This window comes from Victivallis sp. Marseille-Q1083, assembly GCF_903645315.1.
Taxonomy (GTDB): Bacteria; Verrucomicrobiota; Lentisphaeria; order Victivallales; family Victivallaceae; genus UMGS1518.
In genome coordinates this window covers 2,625,175-2,649,574 of the sequence record NZ_CAHJXL010000001.1, presented here as the reverse complement: position 1 = coordinate 2,649,574, position 24,400 = coordinate 2,625,175, and the positions used below count along the sequence as shown (strand labels likewise).

Below are 24,400 nucleotides of genomic sequence, written 5' to 3'. Positions count from 1 at the left end.
CTTCACACCCGTTCCGGCCTCATTGAATTTCCACTCCACCGGGCAGGTCGATGCCGGCGACGTCCACTTTGGCGAGCAGTTCGCGGATGACGGCATCCGCCGTCACCTTGTCCATGCGCGCCTTGTAATTGAGAATCAACCGGTGCTTCAATACCGGCGGCGCCACCAGCTTCACATCGTCGAAACTGACCGACGGACGGTTGCTCAGCAGCGCCGCAGCGCGGGACGCCTCGGCCATCGCGATGGCGGCGCGCGGCGACGCGCCGTAAGCCAGATATTCGTTGGTCTGCGGCAGCGCCTCCGGCGCGCCGGGATGGCTGGCCGCCACCAGCCGGGCGATGTAATTGGCCACCGGCCGGGTCAGATGAATCTGATCCATCACCGCAAAAATACGATCCAATTCCGCCCGGCTCAACGCCCATTCCGACGCCGGCGCCTCGCCGCGGCGGCGCGAACTGATGATATCGGTCAACGTCGCGCTGTCGACGGTGTTGACTTCCAGCTTGAACATGAAACGGTCCAACTGCGCTTCCGGAATCGGGTAAGTCCCCTCCATCTCGATCGGGTTCTGCGAAGCCAGCACGAAAAACGGGAACGGCAGCTTGCGGGTCTCGCCCAGCAAGGTCACCGCCGCTTCCTGCATCGCCTCCAGCATCGCCGATTGCGTTTTCGGCGACGCCCGGTTGATTTCATCGGCCAGCAGCAGATTGGTGAAAACCGGGCCGGGCCGGAACACCATGTCGCGCGAACGGTCGGCCCGCTCCTGCAGGATATTGGTTCCAAGGATATCGCTGGGCATCAGGTCCGGGGTGAACTGGATCCGGTTGAAATCCAGCGTAAGCAGATGTCCCAGGGCTTTGACCAGGGCCGTCTTGCCGACCCCCGGCAGGCCTTCGAGCAGGATATGGCCGCGGCTGAATACGCCGATGAGCACCATCCGGTGCAAGTCGGAATGCCCGAGCAGAATTTGATCCAGCTCACTCAACACACGATTGGCCGCCTGCGATGCGGCACTCAATTCTGCTTCCGGAAGCAATGACTCCATTGACATGCCAATACCTTTCTGACTACTGATGCTTGCTATCAAGATCGATTTCGTTATTCTTTGTCCGTTTGCCGTTCGAAATAGTTGCCGACCGCCGCCCGGTGACGCGGCTGCAGCGTCTGGCCGCGCCGTTCCCGAACACCGGCGGCCACCCCCTCCAACGCGCCGTGCCCGGCCGGGGCCGAATCCTCGTTCGCCTTCGCTTCCGCGGCAGTTACGCCGACGACCACCGAATCGCGCCAGTCCAGCGCCCCCGGCGGCAGCATCAACTCTTCGAAATGGTTGTCCCCGCTCAAATCACGCCGCTCGAAGGTCAACGGCGCCGCTCCCGGCCCCTTGCCGATGCCGCCGTTGCCGGGCATCATCCCCTGGCACATCGTGTTCAATTTGCTGTTCATGCCGGATTGGCGTTTCGCCATGCCGTTGGCCGCCAGGAACTGCTGCAACTTTTCCATACTCGCCTGGTTGCCGCGGCCGGCTTTGCCGGCGCCCTTCTGTCCGTTCCCCTTCTGGCTGCCGCCGTTCTTCGCCAACTGCTCCTGCAATTTCTGCTGCAGATTTTCCAATTCCTGCTGAGTCAACGCATTCTGTTCCTTCATGCCGGCGGTGCCGGATTCGGCGAACGACCCGTCGCCGGAGCCGCCGCCTTTCCGGTCCAGCAGCGGTTCTTTTTCCCTCAATTTTTCCATCAACTGGTCCAATTCGGACAGCGCCTCGCCCAGTTCTTCCTCCGGCATCGACGCGGCGGCGGCCTCAACCAGTTCCGTCAACTGCTCCACCATCTCCAACTGATTCTGCGCATTCATCGTCCTCAATTCGGCATTCATCAGTTGATTCTGCAAGGTGCGGCTCAAATGATCCAGCGCCTCGAAACTCTTGACCGGGTCCAGTCCGAGCGCATTCTCCTCCAACTGGCTCAACTCCTCCAGCAGTTCGTCCTTTTCCAGCTCCGGAATCAACTGTTCATCGTTGAGCAATTCCAGCTGTTCCCGGGCCCGGTCGACTTCGGCGGTGACATCCAGCCGGGTCACCGTCACCTCCTCGCGCTGCAGACTCGGCGTCATGAAGCTGGCGCCGACAAACGCGAAAGCCAGCAGCAGCACCGCCACCCGACGGCCCAGTTCACAGGAAATACGCGGCAATTCCGGCAACTGAATGCGCCTTTCCCAGTCGCCGATCGGCAGTTCCTGCAAAGCGCAGACCAGCCCGCCGCCCTCCGGGCAGCGGCTGTCCAGCAGCGTGACGAGCTGGGCGCGGCTCGGCAATTGCCGGCGCGCCAGCAACCAGGCGGCGGCCGCCGCCAACAGCAGCGCCGCCGCCGGCAGCGACACAGCCCACAGCGGCGTCAGAATCCGGGTAGCCTGGAGCACCACCAGCACGGCGCCAGCGGAAAACAACGTCGCGGCGCCACTCAAGCAGAAAATACGGACGGACAAAACGACCAGCAGACGGCGACGCATCAGGCTGACCGCTCTGTTCAACTTATCGATTACGGAACTGTTGTGATACATACACCTTGCCCACGTTGCGGAAATCCACGGCAACCAGCAACCATTCCGCCGCGAATTCCGGTTACCGCTTCAAAGCTAATTGTTCTTTTTTCACTTGTCAATGATTCAGACGCAAAAAAGTGCGGTTTTTTGAATTTTTACAATCTTTTGACAATCATTTTACAGCTTTGTGACACTTCCGAATTGAAATTATTCTATACTATTACTAAAATAACCGGAAGGAGTACCGATCATGAAAAAATTGTTAAGCGCCGCGCTGACCGCCGGCCTCACCGCCCTCCAGGCAGCCACCATCACGCTCAACGTCGACCCCGAGCAACCGGTGATGGCTGCCGACTGCCGGCAGGACGCGATGATCCGCATCGAACTGGCGGCCCCGCCGCCGGAACAGACCGCCGACCGGGCCAAGGTCAATTTGAGCATCGTTCTCGACCGCTCCGGCTCGATGCAGAGCGACAACAAGCTGCAAAAAGCCAGGGAAGCCGCCATCGCCGCCGTCGAACTGCTGTCGGATGGCGATCTGTTCGCGCTGACCGTTTACGATTCGGAGGCCAACACGCTCATCCCATCGATGCCGGTCACCCGGAGCGCCAAGGCCGACATCATCCGGACCATCAAGAATATCCGCCCGGGCGGCAGCACCGCCTTGTTCGCCGGCGTTTCCCTCGGCGCGCATGAATTGCGTAAAAACGCCCAAGAGGGCTACGTCAACCGGATCATCCTGCTCTCCGACGGCCTGGCCAACGTCGGCTTCTCCCGGCCGGAACAGCTCGGCAGTCTCGGCGGCAGCCTGATCAAAGAAGGGATTTCGGTCAGCACCATCGGTCTCGGTTTCGATTACAACGAGGATTTGATGACTGCGCTGGCGCAGAACAGCGACGGCAATTTCTACTTCGTCGAAAACAGCCGCGATTTGCCGAAAATCTTCGAAAAAGAACTCGGCGCCGCGCTGCAGGTCGCCGCCAAGGACGTCAAATTGCGCATCACCTGCCCGGATGACGTCAAGCTCAAAGGCATCCTCGGCCACGACTGCAGCATCGACGGCAACACACTGACGATGAAATTCAATCAACTTTACGCCAGCCAGTCCAAGGTGCTCATTCTCCAGGTTGAGGTGCCGCCGCAAAAGCCCGACACTCGGCTGGCGCTCAGTTCGGTATCGACGGAACTGACGGCGCTGGACGGCACGCCGGTACGCATTCCGGAAGTCGCCGCCGCCGCGGAATTCACCACCCAGACCGAGAAAGTCGAGCAAAGCCTCAATCCGGCGGTACGCGCCGATGTCGTCGTCACCCAAAGCGCCCTGAACAAACAGAAAGCGCTGGAGGAAGCCGACCGCGGCAATTTCTACGGCGCCAACAAAATCATGGAGGACAATGCCGAATACGTTCTGACCAATGTGGGAGCCATGTTCGATGCAGCAGCCGACAATGCCGCCGCCGCTCCCGCGGCGCTCAAGCTGGAAGCGGAAGCCAAACTGCTGGAGCAGCAGCAGATTGATCTGGAAGCCAGCCAGGACGACAGTGAACAATTCAATAAAGCCAGGAAACGCATTCGAGGAACAAACTACCAGTTTTTGAATTCACAGCCGGTCCAGCAGAGTCAGGAACACCATTAAAATAAATCCGCCGCAACCGGATCGCTCTTGCATTGCTCCGGTTGCGGCGTTATGTTTCGAACATGATCAGTCAAAACCGTTTCATTTTGTGCATCGCCGTTCTCGTCGGGCTGGCTGCCGCGCTGCTCGGCGGGCTGGCATTTTCGCTGTCCCGTCACGAATTGAAATATCAGCGCCAAACCGAGCTCGACTATCTGGAGCAGGAGTGCCGGCTGCTGGCCAACCGGCTGCACAATGAACTCGACAATATCCGGCAGGCGCTGACCGGACAGTTGCGCGACATCGGTTTCGACGATCCGGAAAAGCTCTCTCGTTTTGTCGAGCGGGAACCATTGGCGATCAACGCCTTCCGGCTGCAGGGCGACCGGCTGCTCCAGCCGGCCCCCGACAGCCGCTTCCATCGCCGTTTCGCCCCGTTGTTCGAGGAGTTCGTCAGCGCCCGGCAGCCGGAAGCGCTGCCGGAAGCGGAAGCGCCGGACCGGGAATCCTTCCTGCCGGAACCGCCGGCTTTCGCCGCCCCGCTGTTGGTCTGCCGTTTCCAAAGCCTGAGCGCCGGAAAGAACGCCGGCTGGCTGAACTGGTTTGCCGACAATGAATTCCGGCCGCTGCTTTACTGCCGCAACCCGCAAAACCCGGAGCAGCTCATCGGACTGGAACTCAACTTCATCGTGCTGCTTTCCCGTTTGCTGCCGCTGCTGCCGAGCGAACTGCCCGGCGGGCACCGGCTGGAACTGACCGAACCGAACGGCAATCTGCTCGCCGCCTTCGGCGCTCCGGCGGACCGGACCCTGCCGCCGCAGATCGGTATTCCGGTTTCCTCGGAACTGCTGCCCGGCGTCCAACTGAACGGCCGGTTGCGCCAGGAACAGTTCGCCGGCGGTTTCGTTTCACTGCTGCTGCTGCAACTGGCCAGCCTGCTGCTGGTCATCGTCGCCGGCGGCGGCCTGCTGATTTACCTGGTCCGCCGCCAACTGCAACTGGCCGGCCAGAAGACCAGTTTCGTCGCCAACGTTTCCCATGAATTGAAGACGCCGCTGACCAGCATCCGAATTTACGCCGAAATGCTGCACGACCACGGCGATCGGCTGCCGCCGCCGAAACAGGCGCATTACCTGGAAATCATCCTGGCCGAAAGCGAGCGGTTGAGCCGGCTGATCGCCAATGTGCTCGATTTCAGCAAACTGGAAGTCAACAAAAAACAATACCACCCGCAGGATGTGCAACTGCAGGAATTCCTGGCCCGGCTGGCGGCCGATTGGCAGCCGCAACTGACCGCCCGGGCGCTGGAACTGCGGCTGGTTCTGCCGGAGCAACCGCTCCGGGCTTTCATCGACGCCGACGCACTGCAGCAGGTCCTGCAGAACCTGCTGAGCAATGCGCTGAAATATGCCGACGGCGGCGGCCGGCTGGACCTGACGCTGCTGGACGCGGAACACGCGGCGGAAATCCGGCTGCGCGATTACGGGCCGGGCATTCCGCCGGCCGCCCGGCGCAAGGTATTCCGGAAATTCTACCGCTGCGACAACCGGCTGACCGCAAAATGCGCCGGCAGCGGCCTCGGTCTGACCATCGCCCGCAAGCTGCTGCGCGACCAGCACGGCGACCTGCGGCTCGAGCCGGAAACGCCGGGCGTCGCTTTTCGTATTGTACTGCCCAAATTCGAAGCGAAAGTGAAAGATGAACTCTCCGATTAAAATTCTGATCGCCGAAGATGACCTCAACATCCGCCAGGGCCTGGTCGACGCGCTGGAAATGGCCGGCTACGAAGTCCGGGAAGCGCCGGACGGCAGTGAAACGCTCAGACTCTACGCCCAGTGGCGGCCGGACCTGCTGCTGCTCGATGTCATGATGCCCAAATTGAGCGGATTCGACGTCTGCCGCCAGATCCGCAACGGCAACCCGACGCTGCCGATCATCATGTTGACCGCCAAAGGTGAAGAGATCGACAAGGTGCTCGGGCTGGAGCTCGGCGCCGACGATTACGTCACCAAGCCGTTCAGTCTGCGGGAGCTGCTGGCCCGGATTCACGCCATTTTACGCCGCAGCCGGCCGCCGGAAACGCCGGAGGCGCCGCCGGATGGCCGGTTTGCCTTCGGCGATCTGCAGATCGAGCCGGACCGACTGGCCGGACGGCGGCCGGACGGCTCCAGCATCGACTTCAGCAAACGGGAGATCGAACTGCTGCGCTGCTTCGCCGCCCACCCGGACACCGTGCTCGACCGGCAGACGCTGTTGTCGGCGGCCTGGGAGGTCAATTACGGCGGCTTCTCGCGAACGCTGGACCAGCATATCGCCCAGTTGCGCAAAAAATTGCCGGAGCAACTGATCGAAACGGTCTACGGCATCGGGTACCGCTACGTAAGCAGACACTCCTGATATTCCTTCAAACCATAAAAAACCGGCGCCCCGGGTACGTCCCGGGGCGCCGGCGCATTGAGCGAACCGTTTTTACGAAAAAACTGGTCTTGGAGCGTCAAATAATATTATTCCACCGAACAGGAGACACTTCCATATAACAGCATCCCGCAAGCCGTCTCCGAAGCATTGTCCAAAGTCCAGACCAGCGTCAGCATCTCCCGCCCCAGCAGCGCTTCCGGCACTTCCACCGGGCCGGTCGGACCGCTGGCACTGAAATCACGGATCAACTGCTGTTGTCCGGCCGCGTCCACGCCCCAAAGCCGCATTCCCGGCGATGTCAGATAAAAGTCCAGCATCACTTTTTTGAACACCCCCTCCGCCGTTTTCAGCGGCAACGTAATCCGCCCTTCCCGTCCCGGCTGCGCCTGGACGCCCCACAGATCGAACTGCGTATGCTCGAAATCGGCATAGAACTTCAAGGTGCCGCCATACAGGAAACGGTCGCTGTAGTAACTGTCACCCTTCGGAATCGCCGCCAGATTGATCTTCACCGCGTCGGCGACGCCGCCGCAAACGCCCTTGATAATCCGATTTTCAAAGACTAATTTTCCCAACTCCGTGTCGGCAAAGGCATTGATCTCATCGAACAATTGTTTCAGCTCCGGCTGACACTCCGGCCGGTCGCCATAGCGGATCAACTGCATCATCCGGCCGAATTTGGCGGAATAACGCCAGCCGGCCAGCAACACTTCGGTCCGCCAGGCGGTCGCCTCATCCATCTCCGGCAGCTTCTCCGCCGCCGCCGCCATCAGCCGGCCGCATTCGGCCATCACTTCCGGCGTCAACACGGCAGTGATTTCAATTTGTTCGCCGCAGATATAGCCGCAACCGTCCATCTGCCGCTGCAGCAGCCGGTAATAGGCGAGCGCTTCCGGAGCGGCCGGTCCGTAAGCTTTGCGGCAATAAGTTTCCACCGCCGCCTCGACATCCAGTTCCGGATTCCACAGCAATTTCGGATGCAGGTAAAAATTCAGGTTCTGCGTCCCCCAGTGCAGGTGGCTTTCGCTGTCCATTCCTTTGAAATTGCCGTAGGAATACATCCTCGGTAAATCCGTTTTCATCTGGGTCACCATCGGCCACGGCGTGAACCACAGATAGTGGCCGTAATAGGGATAGACAAAGACGCCGTCGGCGTGGTTGGCAAACCAGTCGTATACCTCGGCGAAAATCCGGTTGCCGGCCGGGTCGGTCAACGGCTTGGCATTGTTGACCGCCAGCGAATTGTTGGCCGTCCAGGCGGTGATGAACGGATAAACATTGTGGTGCGGCTCTTCCTTCGTCGGAATCCGGCCGTAATTGTGATAGACGTAATAGATGATCTTCACCCCGGGTTCCCGGCGGTGAACGGCGTCGGCGACCAGGTTGGCAAAGTGCAGAATCTGGCTGGAACGGTAACCGTCCGGATCGATCAGCTTCGCGCATTCGGCGCAATCGCAGAGCGATTCATGGTCGTTCGGCGAGACGAACAGCAGAATCCGCTCCGGCGGCACACCGGCGGCCAGATTCTTCCGGATATCCTCCAGCGCGTTCGCGGCAAACAGTTCCGCCGCCTCCACATTGGAGGAGCAGATCTGCCACTCTTCGCCCGGCTGCTGCCGCCGACCGTTCTTCTCGCCGAAATACTCCGGATGCTCCTTGCCGTAGCGCTCGATCGGCAGGTAATACATATAGGAGTGTCCGGCGCCGAGGATGACATAGGAGTCCGCTTTGTCGAACGTGCAGTTGCTGTTCAGCCGCAGCCGCATCGCGTGAAGTCTGGCCGCGTTGACGCCCTGCTCTTCCGCTTTGTGCGGATAACCGCCGGCGGAATCGATATACCATTGCTCGCCGGCGTTGGCATAGTTGGTGCTCGACCGGAATTCGATCGGCGGCGCCAGGTAATCCTCCCGGTCCTCAGCCCGGACCACCGCCAGCTTCGGCACATAAGTCCCCAGACGGGTCGGCAACAGCCAGTCGACGCCCAGTTCTTCCAGATAATCCCAGACCGCATGGGTCAAACCGATCGTGTGCGGCGCGGTCAAATGCAGCTTGTCGCCGGCCACCCGGATGGCATAGCGTTCATAACCGTCCTGCGCCGCATCCAGTTTCCGGGCGGTTTCGGCATTGCCCGGATGGCTGCCGATCAGAATCGCCGGTCCCTCCGGCGTTTCGTCGTCGGCGACCATCGGCAACCGGACGCCGGCAATCTCTTCCAGATAATTCCGCAGCTCCTGCGCGGCGAAACGTTCGCCCCGGCTCGGTTCGGCCGGCAGGACAATCACCGCGTCCGATTTGCCGTCCGCCGCCACGTCAAAGGCGGCGGGCAGCGGCAATGCCCCGGCGCTCAGCAGCAATCCAATCAAAAATCGTTTTCTCATCAATGGCACTCCTTCGTCCATTCCGTATTACAGCGACAATTCCTGAACCCGGCCGTTGAGAATCACCCGGACTTTGTCGCCCGGATTGTGCCACTCGTCATTTTCGGCGCTTTCGAGAATCTGGTCCTTGTTCAGCGATCCGGCATGCCCGTCGACGAATCCCATATTCATCCTGCCGTCGTGCCGCAGCGAAAATGCGCCGATGTCGTGATACCAGAAGGTGAAGATGCCGTACTGCTCGGCATCTCCGGTGTCGCCGACCAGGAAATAGCCGGACGGTCTTTCGACGGCATTGGTATTGACCGTCCGCATCGTCCAGCCGGTCACCGTCTGGGACGCATTGCACTTCGGCCCGGCCCACTGGACGCCGTAAGCGTTGGTTTTCTTGCCGTCAAAAGGTGCGCTCGGACAATATTGTGTCCCCCCGTCTTCGGAAGCGGCGATGTAACCGGTCTTCATGCATCCCTGGAATACATCGTCATACCAGTCGCCGAAATCGCTGTTGCCGTAAAATTGCGGCCAGAAATACCAACCGGAATTGCTGTCGATATAGGTCAGGATATGCCCGTTGTTGTCGTTGCCGTACATCGTCATGCCGAGCACATCCTGTTTCAGATTGCTGATGCACTTGATCGCCATCGCTTTGCTCTTCGCCTTGCTCAAAGCCGGCAGCAACATGCTGGCTAAAATGGCAATGATCGCAATTACGACCAACAATTCGATCAATGTGAACTTTTTCATCTGTCTCTCCTGCTTGTTTAGTGATGTTCAGTGTCAAAACTTCAAACTATTTCTGCCGCATCTGCAGCGGTTCCACATTTTCCACACAGCGGCGGATTCCGTTGCCCTCCAGACAAGGCCGCAACAGGTAATCCCGTCTCTGCTCCAAAAAAGAATAAGGATATTCGTACAGAATTCGCGCCGCGCACTCGATGGCCGATTCCGGGTAAAAGATATGGTACAGATTGGGCATCGCTTCAAAACCGATCGGCATCAGGTCGCCTTCCTCCAGGATGACGATCGGAATGTCGATCGTCCGGGGCCGGCAGGCCAGCAGCAGCAGCAGCGAAGACAGGTGGGCCGTTTCCACCAGCAGCACATCCAGCCTGGCCAGATTCTGCTCGAAATACCGGGCCATCCGGCTGATCCGATCCTCGTCGAAAGATAAACTGCAGACCAGATGCTCGTCATAATTAGCGCCCATCCCCGTCGCAATCGTCCGCCGCAATTGCTCGCTGTAGCATGTCTCCGAATCGACCGGCAGCAAAGCGCCGAGCCGGCTTTCCCGGCCGAAAGTTTCCAGAACCAGCCGGATGGCGCTGGCCCGGTCGAAGATCACTTTGCTCAAACCGGCATCGTAAGCCGCCGTCCCCAATTGTACCATCGGCTTGCCCAGCGACCCCAGCAGATCGACCCAGCCCTGATTGATGAAACCGGTGACGATCAGCCGGTCGCAGCCGGCCAGCTCGTCCAAAACCGCCGGCTCCGGTTTGCGCGACACGTAGAACAGCGCATGACCGGCATTGTGTTTTTCGAGATAATTTTTCAGCCGGTACAGTTCCGCCCCGCCCGGATAACACTTGTCACCGATATTGATCAGCCCACAGACCGACTCGCAGGTGTTCAGATTGAGATTTCCCTCGAAAAAGGTGCCGGCACCGGCCACCCGCCGGACGATGCCGCACTCCTGCAGTTCATCCATCGCCCGGCGAATCGGGCAGATGCTCATCCCCAACTGGCCGGCCAATTCCCGCTCGGTCGGCAGCCGGTCGCCGATATCCAGGGCGGCAACCTTGATGAACTGCATGATCTTTTGTTTTGCTTCGTTGTATTTCAGAATTCTTGGCATTTTCGAACCATGCTATATTAATATAATATTATGTCAATTTCAATTATAGCAAAATTTAGCGGAAAAGTCAACAGGCTTTTTTCAAAAGTCGGCAATTTTTTCACTTTTCCTTTCAGCCCGGCCCGGCCGGTTCCACTGTCTTCCGCCAACCACGTGCTATGTTAATATAATATTATAGCAAAGAAAATCTCAAAAGTCAATAGGCTTTTTCAGGAATTGGAAAAATTTTTGTCATTGAACGCCGCGCGCAAGTTTCCGGGCTCGTTACCAGTTCATCCGGACAATCACCTGCTCCAGCCATACGACCCAATTTACAACAATAATTTTTCCCGGCGGCATAACACGATTGCGGCCGGGAACGAGTCGAAAATCCGCCCATGGCGTCATTTGCATTTTTTACCGGAGAAATAAAAAAACAACTGGACCAATTCTTGTAAACGAACTGAAAACATGCTAGGATATAAATCGGAGAACGGTCTCCGGCCCTTTCCGCAACCAGTTTCGGAAGCCGCCGGGACGGCGTTTTCAAGCCAAGAACAACCATAAATGATTCTGGATGAGGAGCACTGAACAATGAGATTTCGTCTGCCTGTCTACGCGGCGGCCCTGGCCCTGTTCGCCGCGATGCCGGCTCCGGCCGGAACGGTTTTCGTCGACAATGCCATGAACAAAATCGGCCGGGACGCTCCGGTTGGCGGCGCCTTCAAACCGGTGCAGCTGGAGGCGATGCGCAATGAACACGAATTGTTCCAAATCGTCTTTCATGCCGACGAAGAGCCGATCGACGACGCGTCGGTCACCATCGGCGAGCTGGAATCGCCGGACGGCAACCGTATTCCGGCCGAGGCGATCACCCTGCGCCGGGCGCATTACATTCATCTGGCCCAATACGTGCCGGAGCCGGTCTGGCTGCCGGACGCGCTGTTGCCCTACCACGGCGAAAAACTGATCGTGCCGCCGCACCAGAACCAGGCCATTTACGTCGACATTCACGTCCCGGCCGATACGCCGCCCGGCGATTATCTCGGTTCGATCCAAGTGACCATCGACGGACAGTTGAAAACCACGACGTTGACAATTCAGGTCCGCAATCTGCTGCTCGACGACACGCCGACCTTCCAATCGGCCTTCGCCATCTGGAACGACGATCAACTGCTGGCCCCCTATCCGGACATCCGGCCCGGTTCGCCGGAAGCCCGGGCGCTCTATGAAAAACTCTACTGGTTCATGACCGACTACCGGCTGCCGCCGGACGACCTGCCGGTGCAGTTGAATTCCCAGGAAGCGGACCGCTTCCTGAATCACCCGAAAGTCAACAGCTTCCGGATTCCCTACAATCCGGACGACCCGGAAGGTTTTCAGGACGTCTGCAATCTCCTGCGGGAAAAAGGCCTGCTCGAACGCGGTTACGTCTACACCATCGACGAACCGACGCCGGATCAATACCAGTTCTGCGCCGATTACGCCAAGCGGATTCACGAACTGGCGCCGGATGTCCGCTTCCTGCTGACCGTCGACAAAGGCTACAACGACACGCTGAAGAACAGCATCGACATCTGGTGCCCGATCCTGGCCGGGTACGATTACGACTATTTCACCGAACGGCGGAAGGACGGCAACAACGTCTGGTGGTACACCTGCGTCTGGCCGCAGAAACCCTATCCGACCTATCTGATCAACGACGACGGCGTCAGCCCGCGGATTCTGGAATGGATGCAGGCCAAATACAACGTCGAGGGCAACCTCTACTGGAGCGTCAATATCTGGCGCAAATACAATGCCGAAAAACAGGCGTATGAAGCGCGCGATATCTGGAACGATCCGGCCGCCTTCCCCAACGCCAACGGCGACGGTTATCTGTTGTACCCGGCCGAAGATCCGACGGCGGAACCGATTCCGACCTTGCGGCTCGAACTGATCCGGCAGGGCAACGAGGATTTCGACATGCTTTCCATGCTCAAGCAAGCGACGCGCCGGGCGATTCAAGCGGTCGGAATTGAGGATTACACCCCGGAAATGCGGGTTTATGAACTGGTTAACCGGATTGCCGATTCGATGACTTCCTACACCAAAGATCCGGAGGCGCTGGAGCAGCTCCGCCGCGATGTGCTGGATGAACTCGAAACGTTGGCGGCCGGCCCGGCGGCAGTGATCACCGCCTCGGTGCCGGAAGGCATTGTCGTCCAGGACCGGGAAATCTCCTGGTCGGTTTATCCGGAAGCGGGCAGCACGGTCACCGTCACCGTCGAGGATGAAGGCGGCGCGGAAACGCTTGCGCCGGAAAATGCCGAAGCGCGGCCGCTGCAATTCCGCTACCGGCCGAAACGCCGGGCCGAACTTGCCATCACAGTTGAAAAGGACGGCCGCAGCGCCGATTTTCGTCGCCGTTACCGGGTCAATCCGAATCAGGATACCGTGCTGCCGGTACTCTCCTGGGCCAAACCGGAAGAACAGCTCAAAAAATTCCGGCTCGACCATGTCAAGCTCTTTCCGATCGCCGGCAGCGCCATGCAGGGCTTCGAATTTCTGCCGGATATCGATTACGCCTTTGTACGCTTCGACATTCCGGAAGATACTTCCCCATATCAATGGATTCTGATCAACCTGGCCAATCCGGGCGACGGCACCGCGGTCGGCGGGTTGAACTTCTACGGGCCGAACGGGCCGAAATACGGCCAGAACCTGATGGTCAAACCGCACGGCAAAGCCAGCCTGGCCTTCCCGTTCAACCCGCCGGGCGCCAAACCGGAAGACGCCTACAATGAACTGGGCATCTGGATGCACCAATCCGCCGTCCACCGCAAACTGGAAGTGGAAAGCGTTTCGCTGCATACACAGCAGCCCAAAGCGGACAACACCCGCTGAAGCATGCGCGCCCCCAAAGCTGACCGAGTCGATCAGTCGTCGGAACGTTATAAACCTGGCAAGGGCACACCCCTTGCCAGCGGTTTTTCCGGCCTGCCGGACAATGGAAGCGGCTTTGCTTCGGCCTATAAAGTTATTGCCTGTCGCCTGTCGTGAAGGTATAGTGGTACTCGTTGAGAACTTTGCCGCCGGCCGAAACAAATCCAAGATATTGTCCGCGGTTCAAATAAAGGTTATAGGTCTTGTTCGGCTCCAATTTTACCGGCAGGGTGATGGTGGTGCAATCGGCATTGTAGGACGGGGTTTCCGGTGTTTCGGGGAAATCATCGCCGGTCCGGCAGAACGAATAGGAGCGCCTCATCGGCTGGTTGAAGGTGACTGTAATCGCGGCAGTGGCCGGGTCGACGCCGGTTGCTCCGTTGAGCGGGGAAGTGGCTGCCACTTCCAGAACTGGGCGGTGCCGGGAAACGAGCCGCCGCTCATTGGCCAGGCAAAGTTTGACCAATTCAACCAGACGGTCGTTGATCACCAGCTTCATCTGCAGATCGAACTGTTCGCCGGAGCGGCCGAGTATCTCACTGGTCGCAAATTGATCCAGGTAATCCGCCATCGCCCCGGTATCATCATCGGGGGAAACAAATTCCTGTAAGGACGCGATGGCCCTATTTTTGGCTTCGGCTTCATTCGGGGCAGATAACAAAGGCCAGATCGGAAGGGTATATTGGCGATCTTCTCGCCGGATCACCATCTGGCGCCGCCCATTCGAATCGTACATACAGAAAACGTCATCGGAGTTTATGGCAATAACGGAATTCTGAGCGGGATCGAATTCATATGGCAATCCGGGTACATATGCCGCAAAGCTATCTTGATTCAGCTTTTTGATTTCCATAGCCTTGCCATATTTATCCCGGATGATAGATCAGGAGTGTCTTATTACGGCTTTCCAGCATATATCCCGTCATGCCAGTAATATAACAGATGAATTTCAAATAACGGCCTCAGGATTGCGGTATTTACCTCTTCTCGAATGAAATGTGCTCACAATTCCGGACACTACCCCAAATTGCACTGCTATCTTTTATTGTTTATCTCGTATCCATATGTCGATATGTCATTAATTAAAATGGAATTACTCAAAATGACGCCTGTACCCCATTGAATAAAATTAATAACTTTTTCTATTATTTTTTCATGATGAGATTTTCCATAAGTTGAAAAATCATTATGAATAGTAATATAATTGGCAAACTTATATAATATTGTACCGGCAACTAACTAACTTGCATATAAAACAGTCTTGGAATGGAATAATTTCTTGATTCGTTCCGGCTGTTCAGCTATCATTTCCATATGTTGCTTGGCATGTTCGGTTATTTTTCCTTTGGCGCGCCCCAAGGGCTTGTTGCTCAGATTTGATTTCAAGTCGCGGTTGAGATATTCATCCGGGTTCAGGTCGGGACTGTAGCTCGGCAAGAAAAATAACTTGATGAAAGCCGCGTTTTCCTGCAGAAAACCAGTCAACGTTTTGCTGTGGTGAACCCGCAGGTTATCCAGAATCAAATACACTTTCCGCTCATTTTGACGAATCAGACGTTCCATGAATTGGATCAGGAGTTGAGCCGTCATCGTTTCGCTGTAAAACATGAAATGAGTTTTCCCCTGGTTGGTAATCGCGCTGATCATATTAACTTTTTCGCGTACCGGATTGACTGCTTGCACCGGGGGGTTGCCTTTCGGCGCATAACTGCGGCCCTTAGCCTCGTCATTGCGAATTCCTGTTTCATCCCCCCAAAAGATATCCGCGTCTTCTGATTTTGCCAGCTTTTTGATCCGGGGATACTCCTCAATCAGCCATTTTTGAACGTGCGCCTCATTGCGCTGATAAGCTTTCTTAACTGGTTTTTGCGGCGTAAATCCCCAGCGTTTCAAGTACTCCCCCATGGTTCGGACTGGTATTTCGATTCCAAACGAAATCTTGATGTGCAACCGTACCGCCTGACGAGTCCAGAGCGCAAATGGCAATTTTAACTGATCCGGACAATGGTCGACCAAATCTTTCCGTATCTTACTCTCTTCATGCGGAAGCAGACGGCGTCCAAAGCCGACTGGACGACCGCATTTCTTTACTTTCAAAGCAGACAAGCCGCTTTTTTTCCACTTGCTTATCCACTTGCCCACCGTGTTGCGGTGCGCTCCGACGATTTTTCCGATTTCTGTACAATTATTACATTTGCCGCTTTGATACAATCTCACGGCCTGCTTGCGCCGCTCTTCAAGAGCGACCTTATCGAGTTTTCGGGCATCTTGAGTTTCCATGATGATAATATACACCATCAAGCAAATATTGCACGTATGTTAATTGCCGAATCTATAACCTAAGTTCTGCCTGAGGAATTTTGACACGAATTCCTTCCAGTAAATAATCGAAATAAATATTCAAACAGTCCATAATCATGACTGTATGTTCAACTCGACGAATAAAATTTACTTGATCACTTATATTAACATGATAACGAAATGGATCAATATTTTTATGTATAATATTCTGATTATGCAATATCTTAGTCATCATATTGATATTTCTGGTAAAAATAATTTTCCCATTTAACATAAAGGGCTTATCTGGAATATCATCTGTATCCCCATCATCACTTAAATAAAGAGAATGAAATGTGATTTTATCAAAAAAAACAAATTCAACATCATATCCTTTGTCACTGCTGTCCGGTAAAAAATTCAGCATAGAAACTCGTTGAAAAGTTCGAGTTGTTCGGGAGCATTCCAATCCGGCGGCTTCGTAATGGTTTTGCGGTTCAGAGCGAGGACTTCGAGCAGGGAAAGATTCTGCATAAGCGTCTCGCGGATTCGGTTCGTTAATTCCGAGAGGCTGAGCTTGAATCCATGCAGGAATTTGATGTATGCGACCAAAAGATAATGGATAAGCGCGACATAGATTTGCGTCATGACGGCGTTTTCACTGGTTCCAAGAAAGCTCTTGATTTTGAGATTTTGCTTGATCCATTTGAAGAAGATTTCGATCTGCCAACGCTGTTTATAAATTCCGGCAATGCTCGCTGCCGCCAGTTTGAAGTTGTTGGTAATGAAGCGGTATGTTTTTCCGGTCGATTCATCCAGGAACTCAATCAGCCTCAGTTCTCCGGGATATTTTCTTGCTGATTGATATCCGGTAAACCACACGGCTTCATCCCGCAAAACCCCACGTTTTTCATTTGCCTCCCGATGCTGTCCGAGAAACTCAATTTTTGCATTGTCTTTCAGTCTCGTGACAAAATAAGCCTCGCTGTCCGCAATGTGTTGAAACCAGTTCAGATCATAGTATCCTTTGTCAAAGGTGTAGATGCTGTCCGGAACGATGATAATGTTCTCTCGTGCCGCTCGAATATCTGCTATTTTCCCGTTGCTCAGCATCACAAAGCAGGGCAGATTTCCGGATAGATCAAGCTCGGTATGAAGTTTGATAGCACCCTTGTTTTTACGATAATGCGCCCAATCGTAAAGATTTAGGCACAGATCAATCGTCGTGCTGTCAATCGCGTACAGCGGATTGTGGAATCGGAACTTGTGCGAGGGCGCACATTTCAAAGCCCGGTCAAGAATTTCCTCAAACAACGCCTTGAATATCTCCGGATCACGTCGATTCATCGCTTCGGACAAGGTCGATTTTGGAACAACCTCCATGCCGAGGTGATACAGCCGATCATGGTTTGCAAGAAGACCGTTTTCAATTTCTCGCAAGGAGTCTTTGCCCGTAATTTGCGCGTAAAGGCACGTCAAAAACTGCCGCCATGCGGTAAAATGTTTGCAATAGCGGTCGCCGGATAAGTTTTCTACGGATTTCTCAAAACGATGTCTCGGTATGAAATTGAAAAGCTGCTGAAAGATGCTACTGTAATGCATTGTCGGGACTTTCTTGTTCAATATTATGGGTTTGAGCTCTTCTAATATAGAACAAGTCCCGATTTTAACAATCAAGTCCGGAAACTTTTACCGGACAGTAGTGATCCTTTGTACATAAAAAATCTTCCTTTTTTTGAGCCATCAAAAGGCGGCAAACAATATGGAAACAAATAATAACAAATATGTTATGTGAAATTTGGATGCAAGAAGGGATTCTTATCTATAATTTGATACCGGCTTAACTGTTTATCCCAAAAACGTCGAAACAACATAGTTGATTCATCTGTTTTATATTTATGATAAACTGGGATATACTCAAAAATGTAATCAAAAGCACCAACTAATGTATGCAGCTGATCATATGTCAAAGAAGCAATTAAATCAAAAAGATCATGATTGTGTAAAGAATATCCTTCAATATGTTTATCACATGGCGATAATATTTCCAGGAATGTCAGACTGTAAAATGGTGGCTCGTTCGGATTCTGAATTGTACCTGCCTGATTTAAAACCGTATATTGATTGAGGCGGTAGGCGGCCCAATCGACAATGAAGGTATCATTGCCGGATGCCTTATGATTGAAGGAACGGCTTTTTGAGGCAAAAGTGTAATTGAACACGCCGGCCGGGACTGTCTCTTTATTCAAGCGGCGGGACTGGCCGTAACCATCGATGCACAGATTGACCGTTCCAGTATTCAAGCCGGGAGAGTTCCCCTTTCAAGCCGGTTTTGAATATGTACAATTCAGTTCTTTCATACAGATACCACCGCTTGCCTCCTTTTGCAAGACGAATACGGTTTATTGGCAACTCCCGCCGGACAATTGCGGGTATAATGTGAAAAATGAGGGAAAACATCTGAGGATTTTTTTTCCAAAACTCAGCCCCAGAACAGATTTGGAAATACAACATTCAGGTTAAACTGGCGTTTCTGGTTTATGCCCGGCGGCGGTTCAGGTGGTGGCTGAAGCGGTATTCGCCCGGCGATACCGAATAGCAGTGGCGGAACTGCCGGATGAAATAACTCGATGAGTGGAAACCGCAGTCCGCCGCGATTTCCCCGACGGTCAACGCGCTGTCCCGCAGCAATTCGGCGGCCTTTTCCAGCCGGAGCCGGGTCAGATAGTTGCAAAAGGTGTCGCCGGCATGGCGGCGGAACAGCTTGGAAACGTAGCCGTCGGAGAGTTGAAAACGGCGGGCGACCTCCTCCCGGGTCAGGTCGTCCAGACAATGTTCCAGCGTATAGTCGGCCACCTCATGCCAGGTATTCAACGCTTTGCCGTTGCGTTCGCCCCTGGAAGCGGCCAGATCCCGGGCGATCAGCCGCAAGGTCGGTTTGATCAGCGCCAGCGCGCAATCGCGATCCTCGGGCCGGTTGGTCAGAGCGCCCAGCGCGATGACGGCGTTGATCGTCGAAGAGCGCAAGGAGTCGTAAAGGTGAAAATCCACCCGCGGCCGGATTTCATCGACATAGGGCCGGGAATAGGCCAGCCGCAGGTAGCCGGGCCGCAGAACCACCGCCAGACTGCGCCGGATGGCGGCAAAATAATCCGGCGTATAATAGTTGGTGCAGAACGGATGGAACACGACCGCTTCACCGGGATACAGGCAGACCTCCCGGTAAACGCCGTCGATGGCAATCCGCTGATAAAACCGGCCGGCCAACGGCAGCGTAAAGCGGTAATAGGGCTGACGCTCGCTGTAAAAATTCAGTTCCGCCGGCGATCGGCTGCGCTCCGCGAAATAGATTTTCGTGAACTCAAACTGCAGAAGTTCATCGAGCACCCCCGACAATAATGCATGATCATCCTTCGCCATCCAAAAGTACACAATCCTTCCATGAAAATCTCTTCCGTCCCATAGCCAAACGACATATTTTTCACTATACTATAAGAAGCATTCCGACAGAGCACAAGAGCCGCAAAGGAGAATATTCATGAAAATTTCCATCGACCGGATCTCTTCCGTTGCCGCCGCAGCGGCGCACAACGCCTTCACCGGATTGTGCCGCTTCCAGGGGCGTTACTATCTGGCCTTTCGCAGCGCCGCCTCCCATATGGCGGCCGACGGCGTCATCACCGTCCTGGTTTCCGACGACGGCAATGCCTGGCGGGCGTGGACTGTCCTCTCCGCCGGGCGGGAACGGGATCTGCGCGATCCGAAGCTGATCGTCTTTCAGGACCGGCTGCTGCTGTTCGCCGCCATCCGCGACCGGAACCGCGCCGGCCGCGAATCCAGATGCTACCAACTGCAACCGGATGGCGAGGGCAACCAACTGCCGTTGACCGGAATCCCGGCGCGTTACTGGCTGTGGGGAGTGGCCAACGACCGGAATCACAGGCTTTACGGCAGCGCCTACCTGCAAACCGGAACCACCTTTCAATGCCGCCTGCTGTACAGTTCCGACGGCTGCCGCTGGCAGGAAATCGGTCCGTTGCCCTGGACCGCGGGCGAGACCGCGCTCGACTGCGCCGACGACGGCTCCGTCTACGGCCTTTCCCGGCTGGATATTCCGCCGTTTCAGCCGGAATATTTCCATTGGCAGCCGCCGGCAGCCCGGCCGGCCTCCCACCGGCGGCTGCCTGTCGTGCTGCACGGCCCCTGCCTCAGGCGTTATCCGCACGGCAGTCTGCTGATCGGGCGGGAGTGGCCGGTTGACCAGGCGGAAGCCGGACCGCGCCGGGTGGCGATGCACTTCCTTCACGACGACGGCAGACTGGAATCACTCGGCGCACTGCCGTCGGGCGGCGATTGTTCTTACGCCGCCGTCTGTCCGCTGAACGATTCGCAAGCGCTGGTCAGCTATTACTCGAGCCACGAATCCGGCCGAACCGGAGTCTATGTCGCCCGGCTCTCCATCGACTGGCAAGCCGGCAGCACCGTCAGGCCAGATTGAGTACGGCGAAAAATTGCAGGATGCTGCCGCCGAGGACGAACAGATGCCAGATCGCGTGGCAATAGGGACGATCCTGGACATAAAACGCCACACCGAGCGTATAGACGACTCCGCCGGCAACCAGCAAGCCCAGCGCCAGCGGCGGCATGCCGGCGATCAGCGACTTGACGGCGATGATCCCCAACCAGCCCATCGTCAGATAAAGCACCAGCGAAAGGCGGTTGAACCGCTGCATCGCACAGCACTTGAAAGCGATTCCGGCAGCGGCCAGCAACCAGACGATACCGAGCAGCCAACCGCCCAGCGTGCCGCCGATCGCCACCGTCATCACCGGCGTGTAGGTCCCGGCAATCAACAGATAGATGGCGCAATGATCAAGGCGGCGGCAGAATTGTTTGAGCCGTTCTCCCCAGACGGCGTGATAGAAGGTGCTGGCCAGATACATCGCCACCAGACAACCGCCGTAAACGGCATACCCGGCAACATACCCGGCGCCCAGCGGCCACGCCGCCCGCAGCAGGATCGCCAAACCGGCGATGCCGAGCAGCACGCCGGCGCCGTGCGTCAACGTATTGGCCAATTCTTCCTGCGGTGTGTAAAAACCGTGGCGGCGGTCATCGAGTTGCCCGGACATTTCTCCTCCGTTCCGCTTGAAGGGTTTCAATGATGCGCGAATAATATACCACCGGAATTCGCCAACTCAAAAAAAAACGGCGACAATTCCGTCACCGGCGCGGTTCGCCCGGCCGGACGGGTTCCAGCGGTTTGGTCAGATAGAGCACCAGGTCGTCGTCGGCAACTACCGTTTCGCCATAGCCGATCTGCCGGTCGCGCCAATGCAGTCCGCGGCCGTCCGGGCGGTAGCCGAGCCGGACGTAAAGCCGCTGTGCGCTGCCGTAATCCTTCCAGAGCCCGACTCCCAGGCCGATCTCGGCGCATCGCCACGCCCGCGCCAAATCCTCCGCCTGCTGCAGCAACGCCGCGCCGATACCGCGGCAGCGGAACTTGATCAACACGTTCAAATCACCGATTTCCGGGATGCCGGCAGCGGCAAACGGCGCATAACGCGCCCGGCGGCGCAACACCAGATAACCGGCAAATTCCGCCTCGCACCAGGCGACGATGACCTGCAATGCTCCCTCCTGCTGCTCCCGGAGATAATTTTGATACTGCTCCAGCGGCTTATGCCACCCTTGAGCGGCAAAAGCGGCGGCGGCAACGGCACAATCCATCGCTTTCAACGCCCGGAAAGAGAGCCCTCGGACGTTCATTTGGCCGCTGCCATCCGGATTGGAAAGTAGAGGTCCATCTGCCGATATCCCATCGCCTCGAAAACGGCCGGCGGCGTGATGACCTGCCCCATGCTGTTCCGGCCCGGCCGTTCGTCCAGCTCGAAACAGGCACTTCTTTCGATCCAAGCCTCGAGGCGGCGGGCCGCCCGCTGCAATTCGACCTCATCGGCATCTTTGCAGACGGTCACCGCAAACAGGCCGCCGGCAAAATCGACGACTTCAAAACCGGCCGGCTCAAGAGCCGGATCAACCAGCAGGTAACCCCAGACAAATTTACCGGCACCGTTGTCAAACCAGAGAAAATCCTGCGGCGTCAACGTCTGCGGCAACTGCGAGAGCCAACCGGCGAATTTTCGCAACACACCGTCGTCCCAGGTGCCGGGTCCGGAGACCGCCATTTTCATCGCCGGAATTTCAACAATCCGGATACCGTCCATGCCACGCCCTTTCCGTATTCATCATTTCGACCGCCGGGCTAACCATAGCATTGCCGGCCGCAGCCGTCAACCCGGTTGCGTTCCGTCGCTTTCACTTTTCGCGAAGAAAACTTCCAGTTGGGTTGATTTTGCCGGCGTTTTCCACGCCACTTCGCATTGAACTTTTTACCTCGAATCATTATATTACTTTTTTTGAATTTTGAAAGGAACGGAAATGACAGCGGTTGTGTCCTTTTGCTGCTTGTGTATTTTGCTGGTCGTCGGCAAAATTCTGCGGATGCGTTTTACCATCTTTCAACGCCTGTACCTGCCGTCATCGGTCATCGGCGGCGCGGTCGGCCTGTTGATCGCCTCTTTCGGCGGGAACCGTCTGCCGCCGGACTGGCACGCCGGCTGGAATCAAATTCCGGCCTTTCTGATCAATATCGTTTTCGCCGCGCTGTTCCTCGGCATCACGACGCCCGGTTTCAAAAAAATCTGGCGGGTGGCGGCGCCGCAATTCTGTTACGGCCAGATCGTCGCCTGGGGGCAATATGTGGTCGGCACCCTGCTGGTCATTCTGCTGCTGAAGCCGCTGTTCGGTGTCAATTCCGCGTTCGGCGCCCTGATCGAAGTCGGCTTCGAAGGCGGCCACGGCACGGTCGCCGGCTTGAGCAATACGTTTCGGGAACTGAACTGGCCGGAAGGCAAGGATCTCGGCTTCACGGTAGCGACGGTCGGCATGATCAGCGGCGTCGTCATCGGCATGTGGCTGATCAACCTGGCGGTCCGGTTCGGCTGGGTGAAGAACATCCGTTCCTTTGCCGACCAGTCGCCGGCGGAACGCCGCGGCCTCCATCCGGCCGATGCTCAGCCGTCGGCCGGCAAACAGACCGTCTCGGCCGATTCCATCGACTCGCTGGCGCTGCATACGGCCATCATCGGCCTGGCGGTAACCATCGGTTTCGTCATCAAAGAACTGCTGGCGCTGCTCAACCATATTTCGCCGCCGGCAATCCAGGACTTGAAATTCCTGGAAAGTTTCCCGCTGTTCCCGCTGTGCATGATCGGCGGGCTGCTGCTGCAAAAGATGTTCACGGTCTGCAAAATCGATTACCTGATCGACCACGGGCTGATGCAACGGCTGGCCGGCACCGCCCTGGACTTCCTGGTCGTCGCCGCAGTCGCCTCCATTCAACTGGAATTCGTCGCGGCCTACTGGCAGCCGCTGGCCATCCTGTCGGCGGCCGGAATCGCCTGGAACGTCTTCGGCATCCTGTACCTGGCCCCCCGGATCCTGCCGGATGCCTGGTTCGAGCGCGGCATCGCCGAATTCGGCCAGTCGACCGGCGTCACCGCGACCGGATTACTGCTGCTGCGGACGGTGGACCCGGAATCGAAAACCGTTGCCGCCGAAGCGTTCGGCTATAAGCAATTGCTGCATGAGCCGATCATGGGCGGCGGCATCTGGACCTCGCTGGCGGTACCGCTGTTGATCTGTCACGGCAGCACGCTGGTGCTGACGATCAGCGCGGCGGCGGTTGGCGGCTGGCTGCTGTTCTGGAAACTCTATTTGAGCCGGACCGGCAACACCTGATTCCACCGCCGGTTCGGTTCCGGCGATCAAAACCGGACTTGCTTAACCGGCGAACGACGCTATATTTTCCTTGTACACGGAGAATTATAACCGCAAAAGAGGAAAAAATTTATGTCTGTGGAAGCAGTGAGAGCTTACCTGGCGCGCTGGGGCAAGGAAACGCAGGTGCGGGAATTTGCCGTTTCCAGCGCGACGGTGGAGCTGGCGGCAGCCGCCTTACAGGTCGAACCGGCGCGAATCGCCAAAACCCTTTCGTTCCGGGCCGCGGACGGCGCCATCCTGGTGGTCGCTGCCGGTGACGCCAAAATCGACAACGCCAAATTCAAAGCGCAATTCGGCCGGAAAGCGGCGATGCTGACGCCGGAAGAGGTGCTCCGCTGGACCGGACATGCCGTCGGCGGCGTCTGTCCGTTCGCACTGCCGGAGCCGGCGGTGAAAGTTTTTACCGACCTGTCCCTGCGCCGTTTTGCCACGGTGTTTCCCGCCTGCGGCAGCGGCAATTCGGCAATTGAGCTGAGTTGCGACGAATTGTATGAATATGCCGGAAGTTCCGGCTGGGTAGATGTTTGCCGGCTCCGGCAACCGAAGTCCGAAGAAAATGAATCCGGGAAATAA

21 protein-coding genes are annotated in these 24,400 nt (G+C 56.6%); 7 read left to right on the top strand and 14 right to left on the bottom strand.

The features are described 5' to 3' along the window. Nucleotides 1–19 precede the first annotated feature (19 nt). Together HWX74_RS10885 and HWX74_RS10880 are read right to left on the bottom strand one after the other, a co-directional pair. Nucleotides 20–1,018, bottom strand: coding sequence for a MoxR family ATPase (locus tag HWX74_RS10885; RefSeq protein ID WP_217704930.1), 999 nt, complete (start codon nt 1,016–1,018; stop codon nt 20–22). 80 nt (nt 1,019–1,098) lie between these two features. Further along, complete coding sequence (locus HWX74_RS10880) at nt 1,099–2,556, bottom strand: hypothetical protein (RefSeq protein ID WP_176013560.1); 1,458 nt, start codon at nt 2,554–2,556, stop codon at nt 1,099–1,101. A 232-nt stretch (nt 2,557–2,788) separates the two neighbouring features. Here HWX74_RS10880 and HWX74_RS10875 point away from each other — a divergent pair, with 232 nt between their 5' ends. The 3 genes from HWX74_RS10875 to HWX74_RS10865 all read left to right on the top strand — a co-directional run bounded on the left by HWX74_RS10875 (nt 2,789) and on the right by HWX74_RS10865 (nt 6,550). Next, on the top strand, nt 2,789–4,174 hold the full coding sequence (locus tag HWX74_RS10875; RefSeq protein ID WP_176013559.1) for a VWA domain-containing protein: 1,386 nt from the start codon (nt 2,789–2,791) through the stop codon (nt 4,172–4,174). Between the two features lie 62 nt (nt 4,175–4,236). Beyond that, complete coding sequence (locus HWX74_RS10870; protein WP_176013558.1) at nt 4,237–5,868, top strand: sensor histidine kinase KdpD; 1,632 nt, start codon at nt 4,237–4,239, stop codon at nt 5,866–5,868. Beyond that, the gene (locus HWX74_RS10865; RefSeq protein WP_176013557.1) at nt 5,852–6,550 is read left to right on the top strand and encodes a response regulator transcription factor; all 699 of its coding nucleotides are present in this window, start codon (nt 5,852–5,854) and stop codon (nt 6,548–6,550) included. The genes HWX74_RS10870 and HWX74_RS10865 overlap by 17 nt, the downstream gene beginning before the upstream one ends. A 107-nt stretch (nt 6,551–6,657) precedes the next feature. Here HWX74_RS10865 and HWX74_RS10860 read toward each other — a convergent pair whose 3' ends face one another. Genes HWX74_RS10860 through HWX74_RS10850 form a run of 3 tightly spaced genes read right to left on the bottom strand, consistent with a single transcriptional unit; the run spans nt 6,658 to nt 10,798 of the window. Further along, on the bottom strand, nt 6,658–8,949 hold the full coding sequence (locus HWX74_RS10860; RefSeq protein WP_176013556.1) for a DUF4838 domain-containing protein: 2,292 nt from the start codon (nt 8,947–8,949) through the stop codon (nt 6,658–6,660). Between the two features lie 27 nt (nt 8,950–8,976). Further along, complete coding sequence (locus tag HWX74_RS10855) at nt 8,977–9,690, bottom strand: prepilin-type N-terminal cleavage/methylation domain-containing protein (RefSeq protein WP_176013555.1); 714 nt, start codon at nt 9,688–9,690, stop codon at nt 8,977–8,979. Between the two features lie 46 nt (nt 9,691–9,736). Then, complete coding sequence (locus HWX74_RS10850; protein WP_176013554.1) at nt 9,737–10,798, bottom strand: winged helix-turn-helix domain-containing protein; 1,062 nt, start codon at nt 10,796–10,798, stop codon at nt 9,737–9,739. Between the two features lie 573 nt (nt 10,799–11,371). Between HWX74_RS10850 and HWX74_RS10845 the strand changes: the two genes are divergently transcribed. Beyond that, nucleotides 11,372–13,663, top strand: a complete 2,292-nt coding sequence (locus HWX74_RS10845) for a DUF4091 domain-containing protein (protein WP_176013553.1) — start codon at nt 11,372–11,374, stop codon at nt 13,661–13,663. 133 nt (nt 13,664–13,796) lie between these two features. On the opposite strand, the gene HWX74_RS10840 is transcribed toward HWX74_RS10845, so the two are convergent. The 6 genes from HWX74_RS10840 to HWX74_RS10815 form a co-directional block, all read right to left on the bottom strand. Then, nucleotides 13,797–14,555: an Ig-like domain-containing protein gene (locus HWX74_RS10840; protein WP_176013552.1), complete on the bottom strand. Its 759-nt coding sequence runs from the start codon at nt 14,553–14,555 to the stop codon at nt 13,797–13,799. Nucleotides 14,556–14,941: 386 nt separating this feature from the next. Beyond that, on the bottom strand, nt 14,942–15,982 hold the full coding sequence (locus tag HWX74_RS10835) for an IS630 family transposase (RefSeq protein WP_176013551.1): 1,041 nt from the start codon (nt 15,980–15,982) through the stop codon (nt 14,942–14,944). 52 nt (nt 15,983–16,034) lie between these two features. Further along, entirely contained in the window at nt 16,035–16,409 is a 375-nt protein-coding gene (locus HWX74_RS10830) for a hypothetical protein (RefSeq protein ID WP_176013550.1), read from the bottom strand. Next, on the bottom strand, nt 16,403–17,584 hold the full coding sequence (locus HWX74_RS10825; RefSeq protein WP_176013549.1) for an IS4 family transposase: 1,182 nt from the start codon (nt 17,582–17,584) through the stop codon (nt 16,403–16,405). The genes HWX74_RS10830 and HWX74_RS10825 overlap by 7 nt, the downstream gene beginning before the upstream one ends. 185 nt (nt 17,585–17,769) lie before the next feature. Next, the gene (locus tag HWX74_RS10820; protein WP_176013548.1) at nt 17,770–18,285 is read right to left on the bottom strand and encodes a hypothetical protein; all 516 of its coding nucleotides are present in this window, start codon (nt 18,283–18,285) and stop codon (nt 17,770–17,772) included. 235 nt (nt 18,286–18,520) lie between these two features. Then, nucleotides 18,521–19,402: an AraC family transcriptional regulator gene (locus HWX74_RS10815; protein WP_176013547.1), complete on the bottom strand. Its 882-nt coding sequence runs from the start codon at nt 19,400–19,402 to the stop codon at nt 18,521–18,523. Between the two features lie 118 nt (nt 19,403–19,520). Between HWX74_RS10815 and HWX74_RS10810 the strand changes: the two genes are divergently transcribed. Further along, the gene (locus tag HWX74_RS10810) at nt 19,521–20,480 is read left to right on the top strand and encodes a hypothetical protein (RefSeq protein ID WP_176013546.1); all 960 of its coding nucleotides are present in this window, start codon (nt 19,521–19,523) and stop codon (nt 20,478–20,480) included. On the opposite strand, the gene HWX74_RS10805 is transcribed toward HWX74_RS10810, so the two are convergent. The 3 genes from HWX74_RS10805 to HWX74_RS10795 all read right to left on the bottom strand — a co-directional run bounded on the left by HWX74_RS10805 (nt 20,467) and on the right by HWX74_RS10795 (nt 22,209). Continuing rightward, complete coding sequence (locus HWX74_RS10805; protein WP_176013545.1) at nt 20,467–21,114, bottom strand: hemolysin III family protein; 648 nt, start codon at nt 21,112–21,114, stop codon at nt 20,467–20,469. The genes HWX74_RS10810 and HWX74_RS10805 overlap by 14 nt on opposite strands. Before the next feature lie 91 nt (nt 21,115–21,205). Beyond that, the gene (locus HWX74_RS10800; RefSeq protein ID WP_176013544.1) at nt 21,206–21,751 is read right to left on the bottom strand and encodes an N-acetyltransferase; all 546 of its coding nucleotides are present in this window, start codon (nt 21,749–21,751) and stop codon (nt 21,206–21,208) included. Beyond that, nucleotides 21,748–22,209, bottom strand: coding sequence for a GyrI-like domain-containing protein (locus HWX74_RS10795; protein ID WP_176013543.1), 462 nt, complete (start codon nt 22,207–22,209; stop codon nt 21,748–21,750). Before HWX74_RS10795 ends, HWX74_RS10800 begins: the two co-directional genes overlap by 4 nt. 214 nt (nt 22,210–22,423) lie before the next feature. On the opposite strand from HWX74_RS10795, the gene HWX74_RS10790 reads away from it, so the two are divergent. Beyond that, nucleotides 22,424–23,785 carry a sodium/glutamate symporter gene (locus HWX74_RS10790; RefSeq protein WP_176013542.1) on the top strand — a complete coding sequence of 454 codons (1,362 nt, stop codon included), beginning with the start codon at nt 22,424–22,426 and terminating at the stop codon, nt 23,783–23,785. A 111-nt stretch (nt 23,786–23,896) separates the two neighbouring features. Next, the gene (locus HWX74_RS10785) at nt 23,897–24,400 is read left to right on the top strand and encodes a YbaK/EbsC family protein (RefSeq protein WP_176013541.1); all 504 of its coding nucleotides are present in this window, start codon (nt 23,897–23,899) and stop codon (nt 24,398–24,400) included.

Coding starts and splice junctions, on each gene's coding strand:
- HWX74_RS10880 (WP_176013560.1), bottom strand. CDS start 2,556: ATGTATCACAACAGTTCCGTAATCGATAAGTTGAACAGAGCGGTCAGC.
- HWX74_RS10875 (WP_176013559.1), top strand. CDS start 2,789: ATGAAAAAATTGTTAAGCGCCGCGCTGACCGCCGGCCTCACCGCCCTC.
- HWX74_RS10870 (WP_176013558.1), top strand. CDS start 4,237: ATGATCAGTCAAAACCGTTTCATTTTGTGCATCGCCGTTCTCGTCGGG.
- HWX74_RS10865 (WP_176013557.1), top strand. CDS start 5,852: ATGAACTCTCCGATTAAAATTCTGATCGCCGAAGATGACCTCAACATC.
- HWX74_RS10860 (WP_176013556.1), bottom strand. CDS start 8,949: ATGAGAAAACGATTTTTGATTGGATTGCTGCTGAGCGCCGGGGCATTG.
- HWX74_RS10855 (WP_176013555.1), bottom strand. CDS start 9,690: ATGAAAAAGTTCACATTGATCGAATTGTTGGTCGTAATTGCGATCATT.
- HWX74_RS10850 (WP_176013554.1), bottom strand. CDS start 10,798: ATGCCAAGAATTCTGAAATACAACGAAGCAAAACAAAAGATCATGCAG.
- HWX74_RS10845 (WP_176013553.1), top strand. CDS start 11,372: ATGAGATTTCGTCTGCCTGTCTACGCGGCGGCCCTGGCCCTGTTCGCC.
- HWX74_RS10840 (WP_176013552.1), bottom strand. CDS start 14,555: ATGGAAATCAAAAAGCTGAATCAAGATAGCTTTGCGGCATATGTACCC.
- HWX74_RS10835 (WP_176013551.1), bottom strand. CDS start 15,982: ATGGAAACTCAAGATGCCCGAAAACTCGATAAGGTCGCTCTTGAAGAG.
- HWX74_RS10830 (WP_176013550.1), bottom strand. CDS start 16,409: ATGCTGAATTTTTTACCGGACAGCAGTGACAAAGGATATGATGTTGAA.
- HWX74_RS10825 (WP_176013549.1), bottom strand. CDS start 17,584: ATGCATTACAGTAGCATCTTTCAGCAGCTTTTCAATTTCATACCGAGA.
- HWX74_RS10815 (WP_176013547.1), bottom strand. CDS start 19,402: ATGGCGAAGGATGATCATGCATTATTGTCGGGGGTGCTCGATGAACTT.
- HWX74_RS10810 (WP_176013546.1), top strand. CDS start 19,521: ATGAAAATTTCCATCGACCGGATCTCTTCCGTTGCCGCCGCAGCGGCG.
- HWX74_RS10805 (WP_176013545.1), bottom strand. CDS start 21,114: ATGTCCGGGCAACTCGATGACCGCCGCCACGGTTTTTACACACCGCAG.
- HWX74_RS10800 (WP_176013544.1), bottom strand. CDS start 21,751: ATGAACGTCCGAGGGCTCTCTTTCCGGGCGTTGAAAGCGATGGATTGT.
- HWX74_RS10795 (WP_176013543.1), bottom strand. CDS start 22,209: ATGGACGGTATCCGGATTGTTGAAATTCCGGCGATGAAAATGGCGGTC.
- HWX74_RS10790 (WP_176013542.1), top strand. CDS start 22,424: ATGACAGCGGTTGTGTCCTTTTGCTGCTTGTGTATTTTGCTGGTCGTC.
- HWX74_RS10785 (WP_176013541.1), top strand. CDS start 23,897: ATGTCTGTGGAAGCAGTGAGAGCTTACCTGGCGCGCTGGGGCAAGGAA.